General features: G+C 70.7%; 10 protein-coding genes and 1 pseudogene. 3 read left to right on the forward strand and 8 right to left on the reverse strand.

What is annotated here, in order from left to right; all coding sequences use genetic code 11:
- Nucleotides 1–146: 146 nt before the first annotated feature.
- Nucleotides 147–359, reverse strand: coding sequence for a hypothetical protein (locus ACQ86G_RS20590; RefSeq protein ID WP_431257064.1), 213 nt, complete (start codon nt 357–359; stop codon nt 147–149).
- Nucleotides 360–693: 334 nt separating this feature from the next.
- Between ACQ86G_RS20590 and ACQ86G_RS20595 the strand changes: the two genes are divergently transcribed.
- Nucleotides 694–1,374, forward strand: coding sequence for a PAS domain-containing protein (locus ACQ86G_RS20595; protein WP_431257065.1), 681 nt, complete (start codon nt 694–696; stop codon nt 1,372–1,374).
- Nucleotides 1,371–1,934, forward strand: coding sequence for a hemerythrin domain-containing protein (locus ACQ86G_RS20600; RefSeq protein WP_431257066.1), 564 nt, complete (start codon nt 1,371–1,373; stop codon nt 1,932–1,934). Before ACQ86G_RS20595 ends, ACQ86G_RS20600 begins: the two co-directional genes overlap by 4 nt.
- Nucleotides 1,935–1,973: 39 nt before the next feature.
- Here the strand turns inward: ACQ86G_RS20600 and ACQ86G_RS20605 are convergent, their stop codons facing one another.
- The 3 genes and pseudogenes from ACQ86G_RS20605 to ACQ86G_RS20615 all read right to left on the reverse strand — a co-directional run bounded on the left by ACQ86G_RS20605 (nt 1,974) and on the right by ACQ86G_RS20615 (nt 5,255).
- Entirely contained in the window at nt 1,974–3,269 is a 1,296-nt protein-coding gene (locus ACQ86G_RS20605) for a type II toxin-antitoxin system HipA family toxin (RefSeq protein WP_431257067.1), read from the reverse strand.
- A 151-nt stretch (nt 3,270–3,420) separates the two neighbouring features.
- On the reverse strand, nt 3,421–3,756 hold the full coding sequence (locus ACQ86G_RS20610; RefSeq protein ID WP_431257068.1) for a helix-turn-helix transcriptional regulator: 336 nt from the start codon (nt 3,754–3,756) through the stop codon (nt 3,421–3,423).
- A gap of 171 nt (nt 3,757–3,927) precedes the next feature.
- Nucleotides 3,928–5,255: pseudogene (locus tag ACQ86G_RS20615) on the reverse strand (PQQ-dependent sugar dehydrogenase).
- A 400-nt stretch (nt 5,256–5,655) separates the two neighbouring features.
- On the opposite strand from ACQ86G_RS20615, the gene ACQ86G_RS20620 reads away from it, so the two are divergent.
- The gene (locus tag ACQ86G_RS20620; protein WP_431257069.1) at nt 5,656–7,773 is read left to right on the forward strand and encodes a TonB-dependent receptor family protein; all 2,118 of its coding nucleotides are present in this window, start codon (nt 5,656–5,658) and stop codon (nt 7,771–7,773) included.
- 219 nt (nt 7,774–7,992) lie between these two features.
- Here ACQ86G_RS20620 and ACQ86G_RS20625 read toward each other — a convergent pair whose 3' ends face one another.
- From ACQ86G_RS20625 to ACQ86G_RS20640, 4 genes are read right to left on the reverse strand one after another with little or no spacing between them, the layout of a single operon-like run.
- Nucleotides 7,993–9,876 (reverse strand): response regulator, encoded by a 1,884-nt coding sequence (locus ACQ86G_RS20625; protein WP_431257070.1) that lies wholly within the window; start codon nt 9,874–9,876, stop codon nt 7,993–7,995.
- Nucleotides 9,873–10,835 carry a sensor histidine kinase gene (locus ACQ86G_RS20630; protein ID WP_431257071.1) on the reverse strand — a complete coding sequence of 321 codons (963 nt, stop codon included), beginning with the start codon at nt 10,833–10,835 and terminating at the stop codon, nt 9,873–9,875. Before ACQ86G_RS20630 ends, ACQ86G_RS20625 begins: the two co-directional genes overlap by 4 nt.
- A complete protein-coding gene (locus ACQ86G_RS20635) occupies nt 10,832–11,950 on the reverse strand; it encodes a SpoIIE family protein phosphatase (RefSeq protein WP_431257072.1) in 1,119 nt (372 codons plus the stop codon). The genes ACQ86G_RS20630 and ACQ86G_RS20635 overlap by 4 nt, the downstream gene beginning before the upstream one ends.
- Nucleotides 11,951–11,952: 2 nt before the next feature.
- Entirely contained in the window at nt 11,953–12,360 is a 408-nt protein-coding gene (locus ACQ86G_RS20640) for an anti-sigma regulatory factor (RefSeq protein ID WP_431257073.1), read from the reverse strand.
- Nucleotides 12,361–12,371 lie beyond the last annotated feature (11 nt).

A 12,371-nucleotide genomic window follows, 5' to 3' on the forward strand; every position in this document is an offset into this window, starting at 1 on the left:
CACGCCGTCGGCGCATGCCCGGCGCAGCGCCGGGAGCAGCAATGCATTCAAAGGCGACTCCTGTGACAGAGGGAAACAAGCCCCAGGAGATGGCAATCGCCGTGCCGCCCGGTCGCCGCAGCGGCCGGCATGCGCCCCCGGTGTCCTCAGTTCACGGCGGTGGGCGGCGGCATGTAGGGCGGTTCGCGCACGGGCACCGGGTTCTCGCCGGGAATCGGCGGGTCGATGACGCCGGGCGGATCGTCGCCGGGCTCGGGCGCCGGTCCGTGCGGCGGTGGCGGCACGAAGGGCACCTCGGCCGGATGCGGCGGGCTCGGCGGGATCGTGTGGGCCTCGAAAGGCAGCGGCAACTGGTGCATGGCGTTCCTTGTTGTTGCGCAGGCCTTTGCAAGCGGCGCGCCCGACCGTGCCGCCGCGAGGCGGCCCTCATCCCCGGCTTTCTCCTGGGAAAGACGCCGCACCGGGAGTTCTGTCGGCAAGCGCTGCCGAAGTGCCGCCGACGTGCTGCCGACGTGCTGCCGAGCGCGACCGGACCCGTCCGGGCTGGAGGATCGCGTCGTCAGGTCCGATCCGTCGACGCTGTCGAAGTGCCCACGATCCAGGGCGGCACCGCATTTGCCGGAAGGGAGGGAACGCCGGAGCCGCCGGTCCGTCCGGACCTCCGCCCCCTCGATCTCGCAGGAGACCCGCCCCATGAACGACAAGGCATTCGAGACGCCGTGGCATCTGGTCTGGTGCGCCGACGTGGCGAGCCAACGGCTGCTGCACGTCAGCGCCTCGGTCGAGCGGCTGCTGGGCCTGAGTCCGCAGGCGCTGATCGCCGACCCGATCCAGTGGAACCATGCGGTGCTGCCGGCCGACGCGGGCGAACTGCCGCGGCCATTCTGCGCCGACGATCTGCCGCATGGCGACGGCTTCGTCCGCGAGTACCGGATCATCGGCGCCGACCTGCATCTTTACCAGGTGCGCGACCGGCGCTTCCGCCGGCGCGATCCGCGCAGCGGTGCGTTGCGCACGCTGGGCGTGATCGAGGCGGTGGGCGAGGTACCGCTGGATCTCGAGTCGACGGTCGAGTCGTCCTGGCAGCAGCTGTGGGACGACTCGGAGGGGCCCGACGACCCCGTCGTGAGCCCGGTGGTGGCCGCCGTGGCGTCGCTGGAGACCGTGGAACGGGCGATGGCGGCTGCGCCCAAGCCCGGCCAGCCGCGACGCTCCGAGGAGGAGCGCCCCGCCGAGTCCCCCGCGCCGGGGCCTGATCAGGCGCCGCACGAGCATCCCGACGATCCCGGCGTGCATCCGGACGGTCCGAAGCGTTACCACGACGATCACGCCGCGCCCGCGCGTCAGCGGCTCGAACAAGGGGAACCCGCATGAGGTCGCATGTCCTGCCTCAGACCGACTTCCGAGCCGACCTGATGGCGCGCGACGAGGTCGTGGCGCTGCTGGTCGACGACCACCAGCGCGCGCAGCACGCCTTCCACCAGTTCGACCGGCTCTGGACGCTGGGGGACCACGAATCCTGCGAGGCGCTGGTGCGCCGCACCTGCGCGCTGCTGACGGTGCACGCGACGCTGGAGGAAGAACTGTTCTACCCGGCGGTCCGCCGGTGCCCGGAGATCGGCGCCATCGAACGCCGCCTGATCAACGAGGCCGAGATCGAGCACCTGGTCGTGCGCATCCTGATGTCGCAGCTGCGCCGCATGCGCGCCGACGACACGCAGTTCGCGCCGCTGGTGGGGGTGCTCGGCCGCTACGTCAGCCACCATGCGCAGGACGTGGAGCAGGGCGTCCTGCCGCGGCTGACGCACGCGTCGTCGGTGGACTGGCGCACCTTGTCCAGCGCATTGCGCCGGCGCCGCGACGAACTCGACCGCCAGTGGCGCGACGAGCTCAGCCAGGAGAGCTCGGAATACGAGCGTCAGCAGGATGCGTGAGCCGTCGCTCTGACCGTCGCCTGACCTTCGCGCGAGACATCAGGCGGTGGTCGGGCCGGCCGATTCCTGCGCGGCGACTGCCGTCTGTGCCATCGATCGTGCGGCAGCGCGTTCCGCACGACGCGTCAGCGAGGCGACCAGATCGTGCGACAGGAAGTGCGTCATCAGGCGTTGTTTCTGCTGAGGCAGCAGCGCAGAGCCGTCGATCATGGCGGGCCATGCGGCGTGGGCTGCTTTCACGCAACGCGCGATCGCCGTCTCGGCGGGTTTGACCGGGATGCCGGCCTCCACGCAGAACGCCTTGAGCAGAGACGGCCGGATCGCCTGGCGGTCGGCCGGACTGGCGTCGCGCAGATCGCCGCGACGCGGCGCCATGTTCTCCGGAACGGTCATCAACGCATGCCCGCGGATCCGGTGATAGACCGAGTACGCCACGAGGTCGTAAGCCGGTGACAGCGTCGGTGTGACGCCGTCGGGATAGCGCACGCCGATGTTCTTGAGGTGCATGTCGGGGTTGCCGATCATCTCGTTGACGACGAGTCGCCTCAGCAGTTCATGCACCGCCGGTTCCCCCATGGCGGGCTGCGTCATCAACGCCAGCGCGATGTCGACATAGGTGATGGTCCGCCCGTCCGGACCGCGGCCGTACTTGTCCTCCGGCATGCGTCCGAGGATCTGGCCGAAGTCCTCCACGTGGATGCGTCCCTGCGGGGAACGGTCGAAGCGCGTGACCGCCAGGAAGTTCGTATGGGGCGTCGTGTCGCCGAGGTCGTAGGCATGGGACAGGCCGAGGCGCTCCAGCGGCTCCAGGCTCGCTTCGCAGGCATCGACGCCCGCGGCGCGCGCCAGCCGCAGCGTGAGTTCCTCGACCTCGGGTAGCAGCGGCTGCCCGATCACCGGCAGCTTGGCGATGATGTGCGTGTCGTGATCCTTGGTCCGGGCCACGTAACGATCGCCGTCGCGGATCACACCCAACTTGGGCTGGACGCCCGACAGGGAGACGCCTTCGTCGAGCGGCTCGGCCGTCACGGACATCTCCAGGGCATCCTGCCCTTGGGTCACGTAACGGGCGAGTTCGTCCCGCGACAGCTCGACCGGCAAGGCGTAGACATTCCCCGGAAGGTCATTGCCGCAGGCGGCCAGCATCTCGAAATGATCGGTCGGTGCGCAATCGCGCAGGGCCGCGACGTGGTCGCGGAAGACGCCCTCCGGCAACAGGTTCTGGAAGAAGGCGGGCAACAGCCAGTCGCCCCTCGATGAACGGCGGCCGTTGAAGCTCATCGACTGGATGTCGCGCCACAGCGCCGCCTGTGCCTGCGGCGTCGCCGCGCGCATCGACAGCGAGAGCGTGGGCAGGGGGCCCCGACGCGTGCGGGCAGCCCCTCGTCGACGACGAAGCGGTTGGTCACGAGGTCTTCCGACAAGGCGTACTGGAACAGGACTCCCACGCGCAGGTCGCCCAGATGAATCGCCAAGGCCTTGACGTTCATCCACGCTCCTTGGCCGCACGCGATTCACGGCGTGCATGAGCCGCATCCAATGCTTCCGTGATCACCGAACGTACCGGCGGGCCGACGGTGTCACCGGCGGCCACGGCGGCCGCAGCCCCTTTGGGTACCACCAGGACCGCCAGTCCCAGGCGGTCCGCCAGGGCCATGAGCGTGGTCAGCCGGAAGTCCTCCTGGCCGCTCAGCACATGGGTGAGCGTCCGGGGAGAGATGCCGGCCACCTCAGCCAGACGCGCCTGGGTGAGACCATTGCGACGAGCTGCCTCCCGCAGGGTTTCGGCGATGTCTGGAATCGTGATGGGCAATGTGAGCATGGCAATAAAGTTCTAATTCGCCATGAAAAGGTACTTTATTGCCAATCGCTCGTCAAGAAAAATGGCAATAAAGTGCCAATTAATGGAGAATTAGAACTATATTGCCATATCGACCGTTGGGAGTGTCGATGGTGGGGCGGGTCACGAGACGGCCTCGCGACCCGGCTGGACTCAGCGCGAGGCTGGCGTGCTGGCCGCGCCCGCCGCCGGCGGGAAGGCCGCCTGCGGTCCCGCGGCGCCCGTCGCGGTGACGCGCCAGATCACGTTGCCGACGTCGTCCGCCACCAGCAGCGCGCCCTGGCGGTCGAGCGCCACGCCGACCGGACGGCCCATCGCCTGCCCCTTGGCATCGAGGAAGCCGGTCACCACGTCGACCGGCAGCCCGCTGGGCTTGGCGCCGACGAAGGGCACGAACACCACCTTGTAGCCCGCCGGAACCTTGCGATTCCACGAGCCGTGCTGACCGATGAACATGCCGTGCGCGAAGTCCTGCGTCAGCTTGTTGCCGTCCGCGGACGCCAGCCCCAGCGAGGCCGTGTGCGCGCCCACCGCGAAGTCGGGCACCAGCGCCTTCTCGACGAGTTCCGGCCGCTGCGGCTTGACCCGTTCGTCGACGTGATTGCCGTACCAGCTGTACGGCCAGCCGTAGAAGCCGCCGTCCTGCACCGAGGTGATGTAGTCGGGCACGAGGTCGTCGCCGAGTTCGTCGCGCTCGTTCACCGCGACCCACAGCGCCTTGCTCGTGGGCTCCCACGCCAGGCCGACCGGGTTGCGCAGCCCCGAGGCGAACACCCGCGTCGAGCCGCTCTGCAGGTCGATCTCCAGGATCGCGGCGCGGCGCTGCTCGTTCTCGATGCCGTTCTCGGCGACGTTGCTGTTGGAGCCGATGCCGGCGTAGAGCTTGGTGCCCTCGGCATTGGCGATCAGGCTCTTGGTCCAGTGGTGGTTGATCGTGCCGCCGGGCAGGTCCGCGACCTTCGTCGGCTGGCCGGCCAGCTTGGTCTGGCCGGGCGCATAGGGAAGCGCACGATGGCGTCGGTGTTGGCCACGTAGAAGCTGTTGCCGACCAGGGCCATGCCGAACGGCGAGTTCAGGCCCTCCGCGAACGCGAAGCGCTGGTCCGCGACGCCGTCGCCGTCGGTGTCGCGCAGCAGGGTGATGCGGTTGGCGCTCTTGGGCGTGGCGCCGGCCTTCTTCTGGAACTGCTTGGTGATCCAGGCCTTCGGGCCCTTGCCGTCGTCGGGCCGCACCGGCGCGTTGGTCTCGGCGATCAGCACGTCGCCGTTGGGCAGCACGTAGACCCAGCGCGGATGGTCGAGCTTGTCGGCGAAACGCGTGACCGCCAGGCCCGCGGCCGCCTGCGGCTTGGCGCCCGCGGGCCAGCCGATCGCCTTGGCGACGTTGATCGTCGGCACCAGGCTCTTCTGGGGCTCGGGCAGCGCGGGATTGGGACCGTAGCCGGGCGGGGTCGCGGGTTGCGCTTCGAGTGCCAGCGCCATGCGCGCGCCGCCGGCCAGGGCGGCCAGCGCGACGACCGCGGTGATCGCGCGGGTGATCCGGGCGCCGGTGACCCGACGTGCGCGCGGCTGAGCGCGGGAGGACAGGGGCATCTTCTTGTTCATCGGCTTCTCCGTCGAGGAGCCGCCCCGGACGGGGGCGGCGGCAGCAGGGGAGTCAGCAAGCGGGATGCCCGCGTCCGTGCGGCGCCCGACGCGACGGGGGAGACCTGGCACCTTCCTTGCCCTTTCTGCCGCTGGTTCCGGATGCCATGGCATCGATACTGCGGGAGAACAATGAAGACGAATCGACGACGGTCCGGCGCGAGCCCGGCCCGGCCCCCTCTCGAGCGCGATATCCAGTGCGTCGAACGCATCGAACGCATCGAGCGCGAGGTCGCACGTGGCCTGGCGACTGATCGCGGGGGCGCTCGCCGGCCTGGGCGGGGCGGCTTGCGCGCAGACGGCGCCCGCACCCGCCCAGGCGCTGCCCACCGTGGTGGTGTCCGGCAGCGTGGCCGAGCGGCGGCTGGACGAGGCGCCCTACGCGGCGTCCGTCATCGACGCGGACACGCTCCGCGCCGCCGGGCCGATGGTCAACCTGTCCGAGGCGCTGACCCGCGTGCCCGGCCTGACCGCCAACAACCGGCAGAACTACGCGCAGGACCTGCAGCTGTCGTCGCGCGGCTTCGGCGCGCGTGCGCCGTTCGGCGTGCGCGGGCTGCGGCTCTACACGGACGGCATTCCCGCGACGATGCCGGACGGGCAGGGCCAGGTCACGCACTTCGACCTCGCGTCCGCGGCCCGCGTCGAGGTCTTGCGCGGACCGTTCTCGGCGCTCTACGGCAACAGCTCCGGCGGCGTCATCGCGCTGGTGAGCGCCCCGGTGCGCGAGCGCTTCGTCGACCTGGACCTCGATGCCGGCAGCGCGGCGCTCCGGCAGGCGCGGCTGACCGCGGGAACGCCGTTCGGCGACGGCTGGGAAGCGCAGGGCGGCGTGTCGCACATGGAGACCGACGGCCTGCGTCCCCACAGCGCCGCGAAGCGCACGCTGGCCAACGGGCGCCTCGCCTGGACCGGCGCGCGCGATCAGGTGCTGCTGCTGGTCAACGACGTCGACCAGCGCGCGCAGGATCCGCTCGGACTGACCGCCGCGCAGTTCGCCGCGGATCCGGACCAGACCGCCTCCCAGGCCGAGCAGTTCAACACCCGCAAGAACGCCAGCCAGACGCAGCTCGGGGCGCGCTGGCGCCACCGTTTCGATGATGACGGCGTACTGTCCGAGGGCGTGTTGACTGCTTATGGCGGGCGGCGTTCGGTGACGCAGTGGCAGTCGATCGCCGTGGGCGCGCAGACGCCGGCGGGCAGCGGCGGCGGCGTGGTCGATTTCAGCCGCCGCTATGACGGTGTCGACGCGCGCGCGCTGTGGCGCCTCGGGCCGGCGACGCTGGTCACCGGCGTGAACCTGGAGCGTCAGAAGGACGACCGCCAGGGCTACGAGAACTTCGTCGGCACCGGCGCGTCGCAGCAACTGGGCGTGACCGGCGCGCTCCGCCGCGACGAGGAGAACGAGGCCGTCACGCGCGAGGCCTATGCGCAGGTGGAATGGCCGTTGACGACGGCGCTTTCCGCCAGCGCCGGCGTGCGGGCGGGACGCGTGACGCTGTCGGCCCGCGACCGCTTCCTGGCCAACGGCGACGACTCGGGCTCGCTGCGTTACGACTACGCCAATCCGGCGATGGGACTCGGATGGAAGCTCACGCCGTCACTGCTGCTGCATGCGGCGTTGGGCCGCGGTTTTGAATCGCCGACGCTGAACGAGCTGGCCTACCGGGCGGACGGGCAGGGCGGTTTCAACACGGCGTTGCGTCCGCAGAAGAGCACGCAGCAGGAGCTCGGCGCGAAGTGGCGCGCGGACGGGATCGAACTCGACGCCACCGCGTTTCACGTCGTCACGCGCGACGAGATCGGTGTGCTGACCAACAGCGGCGGGCGGTCGAGCTATCAGAACGTCGGTCGCACGCGGCGCAGCGGCGTGGAGCTCTCCGGCGCCTGGGCGTTCGTCCCGCACTGGCGCGCCCAGATGGCGGTCGGCACGCTGAACGCCCGGTACCGCGACGGCTTCCTGACCTGCACCGGCACGCCGTGCCCGACCGCCAACGTGGCGGTGGCCTCCGGCAACCGCATCGCCGGCACGAACGGCGGGAGCGCGTACGCGGAACTGGCGTGGCGGCCGTTCGAGGTCGCGGAGGACGGGGAAGTCGCCGTCGAATGGCGCGGCGTGAAGCGCACGGCGGTGAACGACATCAATAGCGAATGGGCCGGCGGCTACGGCCTGCTCAACCTGCGCGCCCGTCACGGCTGGTCCTGGGGTGCGGCGCGCGCGACGCTGACCGCACGCGTCGACAACATCGCCGACCGCCGCTACGTCGGCAGCGTCATCGTCAACGACGGCAACGGCCGGTTCTACGAACCGGCGCCGGGGCGGTCGTTCTGGGTGGGGCTGTCGCTGCGGCTGTGAATGTGCCCGTGCCCTTGCCCGTGCCCGTCCCCGTGACGTGGCGGTGATGCAGCTGTGATGTGCGCGCGTGCCGATGGCCCCGGCACGACGAGGCGGCTCAGCCGCCCGACAGCTGCGCCACCAGCCGCATCAGCAGCGGCGGCTTGAGCGGCTTGGCCAGGTGGGCGTCGAAGCCCGCCTGCAGCGCCTGCTGCCGGTCCAGATCGCGCGAGAAGGCCGTCAGCGCGATCGCCGGCAGGCGCTCGCCGGGGGCTCCAGCGCGCGGATCTCGCGGATCAGCTCATAGCCGTCGCGACCCGGCAGGCCGATGTCGCTGACCAGCAGGTCGAACGCGTTGCCCGCCAGCGCCATCAGCGCCTCGTCCGCGCTGTGGACCACGGTCGCGCGCACCTCGCGCTCCTCGAGGATCAGCTTGAGCATCGCGCCGGCGTCGACGTCGTCCTCGACGACCAGTACGCGCAATCCCGTCAATGAGACCGACGGCGCATCGCCGGCGCCCGGTCCCGCATCGCCCGACACGCCCAGCGCGCCGAACACGCTCAGACCGCCTGCGCCCGTGTCCGACTCCAGCATCGACGGGGCCACCTCCTCGCCAGGCAGCCAGAAGCGGATCGCCGCGCCGTGGCCGCGCCCTTCGCTGCGCACGTCGACCCAGCCGCCGTGCGCCTCGACCAGGCTCTTGACGATCGCCAGGCCGAGGCCCAGGCCGCCGTGCTGGCGGCTGCTCGCGGCGTCGCTCTGCGTGAAGCGGTCGAAGACATGCGGCAGGAACTCGGGCGCGATGCCCTGGCCCTCGTCGCGCACCTCGACCAGCACGCCCGCGTCCTGGGCGCGCAGCGACAGCGTGATCGCGCTGCCACGGGGCGAAAACTTGGCCGCGTTGCCCATCAGGTTCCAGATCACCTGCTGCAGCCGGCCGCTGTCGGCCAGCAGCACGGTGGCTTCGTCGCGCAGGTCGAGCGCGATCCGATGCCCGCTTTCATCGAGCGTGTGCTGGATCGCCGCCACCGCGGTGCGCAGCACCTCGCCGGCCTCGACGCGCTCGCGCGTCAGCGGCAGCTTGCCGATGTTCAGGCGCGACATGTCGAGGATGTCGGTGATCATCCGCGCCTGGATGGACACGTTGCGGTCGATGGCCGCGAGGCCCTTGGTCAGCAGCTCCGGCGGGCTGTGCCGTTGCAGCACGTGCGTCCAGCCCATGATCGCGTTCAGCGGCGTGCGCAGCTCGTGGGACAGCACCGCGATCAGGTCGTCCTTCATCCGGGACAGGGCCTCGGCCTCGCTGCGCGCGCTGCGCTCGCGGTCCAGCAGTTCCTGGCGACGGCGCGCGAGCTGCTGCTGCTGAGAGATGTCCGCGGCCATCGCCATGCACACGCCGGGTTCGATCGGCGGCGAGGCGGTCCACTCGACCGGCACGCCGGGGCCGTCGTGCGGCTGCAGCGGGAACTCGGCCTGGAGCCCGTCGAGGCCGAGCGCGGCGATGAAGGCGCGCGCGGCGGGCAGGTCCGCGTCCGGGACGAAATCCGTCAGCGGCCGGCCGAGGACGGCCTCGCCCTCGTCCGGTTCCAGGCCGAGCAGCGCGAGCATCGCCGGATTGGCGTCCAGCACGGTGCCGTCGCCGGCCTTCAGCAGGCAGATGCCGCCGGGGGCCTGCGCGTACACGGCGCGGAACTTGGTCTCGCTGCGGCGCATCGCGTCCTCGGCGGCGCGCGTGCGCACCAGCGCCTGGATCGTCGACACCAGCACCGCCGGCTCCACCGGGTGGGTGAGGTAGGCGTCGGCGCCGGCGTCCAGGCCGCGCACCTTGTCCTCGTCGGTGAGGTAGGCCGCGGTCAGGTGGATGACCGGCAGCCGGAAGGTGCTGACCTGCGCGCGCAGGCGCTGGCAGAGTTCGAAGCCGTCGATGTCGGGCAGATGGATGTCGAGCACGACGGCCGACAGGCCCTGGTCCGCGATCCGGAGTGCGTCCGCGCCGGTGGCGGCCTCCGCCGTGGGGAAGCCGGCGACGTTGAGCTGGCGCACCGTCGTGTAACGACCGATCGGGTCGTCGTTGACCACCAGCACCCGATGCTGCGAACGGTCGATGAAGCGCGCCTCGCTCATGCGTCGGGCACCTCCGTGGCAGCCCCAGACGCGGCGTTGCTGGCGGCGGGATCGGCAGTCCGACCTGCGGCGTCCGGCGCGCCAGGCAGTTGCAGCGGCAGCGTCACCGAGAACACCGAGCCCACGCCCGGTTCGCTGCGCAGCCCGACGCGGCCGCCGAGCAGCTCCGCCAGCCGCTTGCTCAGCGACAGGCCCAGGCCCGTGCCACGCAGCCGCTTCTGGATCGGCGAGCCGATCTGGGTGAAGTCCTGGAAGATCGCGTCGTGGAACTCCGAGGCGATGCCGATGCCGGTGTCGGTCACGGAGAAGGTGATCTCGTCCTCGCCGCCCGCGCCCGGTGCGGTCACGGCGCTGACGCGCACCTCGCCCTGCGCGGTGAACTTCAGCGCGTTGGAGATGTAGTTGCGCAGGATCTGCGAGAGCTTGGCGTCGTCGGTGAAGAGCTGGGCGATGCCTTGCGGTTCCTCGAAAATGAGTTGCACGTCGGGGTTGACCAGCACCGGCTTGAACATGCCGCGCAGCGCCGCGAAGAGGTCGACCAGCTCGAACCAGGCCGGCGAGATGTCGATGCGGCCCGCCTCGACCTTGGCCAGGTCGAGCAGGTCGTTGACCATGTCGGCAAATTCTTCCGACGTGGTGCGGATGAAATTGATCTGCTTTTCCTGTTCGTCGGTCAGCGGACCGTCGACACGGTCCAGCAGCAGCCGCGTCAGGCTGCGGATCGACGAGATCGGCGTGCGGAACTCGTGGCTCATGTAGGCCAGGAAGCGGCTCTTGAGCTCGGTGGCCTGGCGCAGCTGCTGCGCCTGGGTGTCGAGCTCGGCGTACAGCGCGAGCACGCCGCGGTTGGTCTCGTCGAGCTCCGCCTGCAGCGCCTCGACCTGCGCCTGCGAGCTGTCCAGCGCGTCGCGCATGGCGACGGTGTCGTCGATGGGCATCGTGTCCTTCTTGAGCGTCATGCGCGATCCTGGCGGCGGACCACCACCACCGTCGCATCGTCCCTGCCGCGCAGGTGGTCGCGGAGGATCCAGCCTGCGATCACCGCCGGATCGGCCTGCAGCAGACCGGGCGTCTCCTCCAGCGACCAGCGGGAAACGATGCCGTCGGAATAGAGCACCAGCACCGCGTGCGGCGGCCAATCGTAGACGACATCCTGCAGGCGGCGGATCTGGACGCCGAGCGTGCCGTGCTGGGACAGCAGCGTCCGGTCGGACACGCCCGAGATCAGGCGTCCCGAGATGTTGCCCGCGCCGGCGAACAGCAGTGGGCCGTCCGGCGTGAGCGACAGCGCCGCGGACGCCGCGCCGCGCGTGCTGCGCAGGCTGTCGTGGGAGCGCTCCAGGAAGGCGGCCGGAGAGGCGAGATGCGCGGCATCGGCACGAGCCAGCAGCGTCATGAGCTTGTCCGAGGCCTCGGCCGCGTCGACGCCGTGGCCCAGACCGTCGGCCACGGCGAGCGACCAGCGCTCGCGGCCTTGATCATGATCGCGCCTCAGCGCCCAGGCGTCGCCGCTGACGGTTTCGCCCGGCGCGGCCAGCGACAGGCCGCCGACGTCGAAGGCGAGATCGGCGGCACTATTGACTGCCGACGCGACGGCGGTCGGCGCGCCGATGCGGCTTCGATCGGTGCGCGGGCCGAAGCGCGCGGCCAGCACGGTGCCCCGCTGCGGCGCGGAGAATCCGCCGAAGCGGTCCGCCATCCGTCGGATCGCGCCCAGGCCGGTCCCAGCCGTGCCGCCGGTGCTGTATCCGTCCTGCAGGCAGCGCGACAGGTCCATGCCGTTGCCCTGATCGAGCGACAGCACCTGCACGCCGAGGCCCTCGGCGGCATTCGCGCCGTCCTGGGCGTCCTGGCCGCCGCGCAGGGTGGTCTCGTCCACGCCGATCAGCAGCGCGGCCTCGCGACCGGGGCCGACATGGCGGAAGAGATTGGTGCCGAGTTCGGTCACCGCCAGCGCGAGCCGGCCGGCGGATTCCTCGTCGAAGGCGAGTTCGGTCGCGAGTGCCTGCGCGGCACGGCGGGCTTCGCCCACCTGACTCGCGTCGTCGATGGGGAAGCGTCGGAACGCGCGCATGGCTACTTCCAGCGCGTGATCGTCACGCGCGTCCCGCGGCCGGGCGCCGACTCCAGTTCGAAATCGTTGACCAGCCGTTTGCTGCCGGACAGGCCCATGCCCATGCCGTTGCCCGAGGTCCATCCGTCCTTCATCGCCAACTCCAGATCGGGAATGCCGGGTCCCTCGTCGACGAAGGCAAGTCTCAATCCCGAGCGCACGCCCGACTGCACGAGGGACCATTCCATCGCGCCGCCGCCGCCGTAGACCAGCGTGTTGCGCGACAGTTCGCTGGCCGCGGTGATCATCTTGGTCTGGTCGACCAGCGAGAACTTCAGCTCCTGCGAGAGCTTGCGTACGAGCTGGCGCGACAGGACGATGTCGGCCTCGCTGCGGATCGGCAGGGTGCCGGACGAGGTGGAGTCGCTCATGGCGGACGCCG

The organism is Roseateles chitinivorans, from assembly GCF_050632145.1.
In the GTDB taxonomy this organism is placed as follows: Bacteria; Pseudomonadota; Gammaproteobacteria; order Burkholderiales; family Burkholderiaceae_C; genus Roseateles; species Roseateles chitinivorans_B.

Coding starts and splice junctions, on each gene's coding strand:
- ACQ86G_RS20595 (WP_431257065.1), top strand. CDS start 694: ATGAACGACAAGGCATTCGAGACGCCGTGGCATCTGGTCTGGTGCGCC.
- ACQ86G_RS20630 (WP_431257071.1), bottom strand. CDS start 10,835: ATGACGCTCAAGAAGGACACGATGCCCATCGACGACACCGTCGCCATG.
- ACQ86G_RS20590 (WP_431257064.1), bottom strand. CDS start 359: ATGCACCAGTTGCCGCTGCCTTTCGAGGCCCACACGATCCCGCCGAGC.
- ACQ86G_RS20600 (WP_431257066.1), top strand. CDS start 1,371: ATGAGGTCGCATGTCCTGCCTCAGACCGACTTCCGAGCCGACCTGATG.
- ACQ86G_RS20610 (WP_431257068.1), bottom strand. CDS start 3,756: ATGCTCACATTGCCCATCACGATTCCAGACATCGCCGAAACCCTGCGG.
- ACQ86G_RS20635 (WP_431257072.1), bottom strand. CDS start 11,950: ATGCGCGCGTTCCGACGCTTCCCCATCGACGACGCGAGTCAGGTGGGC.
- ACQ86G_RS20605 (WP_431257067.1), bottom strand. CDS start 3,269: ATGCGCGCGGCGACGCCGCAGGCACAGGCGGCGCTGTGGCGCGACATC.
- ACQ86G_RS20640 (WP_431257073.1), bottom strand. CDS start 12,360: ATGAGCGACTCCACCTCGTCCGGCACCCTGCCGATCCGCAGCGAGGCC.
- ACQ86G_RS20625 (WP_431257070.1), bottom strand. CDS start 9,876: ATGAGCGAGGCGCGCTTCATCGACCGTTCGCAGCATCGGGTGCTGGTG.